This window comes from Lactobacillus gallinarum DSM 10532 = JCM 2011 (genome assembly GCF_001434975.1).
GTDB classification, from domain to species: Bacteria; Bacillota; Bacilli; order Lactobacillales; family Lactobacillaceae; genus Lactobacillus; species Lactobacillus gallinarum.
In genome coordinates this window covers 1-1,320 of sequence record NZ_AZEL01000042.1, presented here as the reverse complement: position 1 = coordinate 1,320, position 1,320 = coordinate 1, and the positions used below count along the sequence as shown (strand labels likewise).

Below are 1,320 nucleotides of genomic sequence, written 5' to 3'. Positions count from 1 at the left end.
GGCTCTCTGTCAAATCGTGTTGATAGAAGTCAACTATAATTTAATAATTGGATTAAGCATCAAGCTGCTATGTACCAGCTTGATGCTTTTTCTTTGATAATGGCACCTTTTTCTTCTAACTGAATTCTAGTTATCAAATGAGTAAAATTAGCGTAGCCATAAGCAGTACGCTCAATTTGTTTAATCTTGCGGTTTGTACCTTCAAGACAGCCGTTAGATTCATCAAACTTAGCAGCGTTGAGAATATCATGAAGATTTCGTTTGAAAGTATTCAACGTGGTATGCATCATGTTGCCAACGTGATCTTTGCTTTTGATTAAATTCTTGAGCTTATCGGTATCTCTGTCTCTTAAAGCTTTACTGATATCTTGCATAAGATTGTAGGTGTTCTCAAGCTCGGGACTTAGTCTGAGTCCATCAGCTACAACTTGTTCCTGAGTCAGAGTATCCTTTAGCCTTGGTTGATGGTACGGCTTTACTTTTTCAAGATCCTCAAATGGTTTGAGATACAGTTTCCAATAATATTTAAGCAGGTTATATTCTTTGGTGCCTTTCTTGTGCTTCTTCATTTCTTGAATACGGCAAGAATTAAAAGAACGATTGAGCATTTGAACGATATGGAAACGGTCAAGAATTACTTGAGCATTAGGAAAAAGCTCCTTAGCCATGATGTCATAGTAGTAATTAAGATCCATAGTTACAGTTTTGACCTTGTTTCTTACCGTAAGAGGAAAACGTTTGAAGTAGTTGATGATATCTTTCTTAAGTCTGGTAGGCAGCACTTTAACTATTTTATGAGTATGACCATCAATAGCGATAAAGTGCAGCTGTCTGCCAACGCCTCTGAATTCATCAAAGGCTAAGTATTCTGGCAGCCAATCGGTATCTTCAACGGTAGAGTAACCGTATCGCTCCAATACGCGCTGTACAGTGTTGGTTGAGGTCGAAGTTTGTCTGGCAATGCTTTTCATGGACCAATCTTCAGTTAGAGAACCAATAATTTTACGTTTAGTGGCGTTAGAGATACAGCAGTATTTTTCTACTAATTCCGTTTCAGCCATTGAATTCATATGACAATCGCGACAAATAACTCGCTGCTTGGCTACTCTGATAAAGACAGGCAAGCTAGCATCTAAAGCAGGATAGCGCACATTAGAATATAAATGACCATTGTGGACGATATTAGTTGAGCCACAATTAAGACATTGATCTAGATGAGCTACTGCATGGTAAAACTTTGCATCGCGATTACGATACTTTCCAATTGAAATATCCAAGAATTCTAACAGTGGGTCTTTAATATTCAGAGAAAATTTAATA

The 1,320-nt window shown here is 37.6% G+C and carries 1 protein-coding gene; it reads right to left on the bottom strand.

Annotation, left to right across the window (positions count from 1 at the left end; translation table 11 throughout):
* Positions 1-59: 59 nt before the first annotated feature.
* Entirely contained in the window at positions 60-1,319 is a 1,260-nt protein-coding gene (locus FC37_RS05005) for an ISL3 family transposase (protein ID WP_056945527.1), read from the bottom strand.
* Position 1,320: the final 1 nt, after the last annotated feature.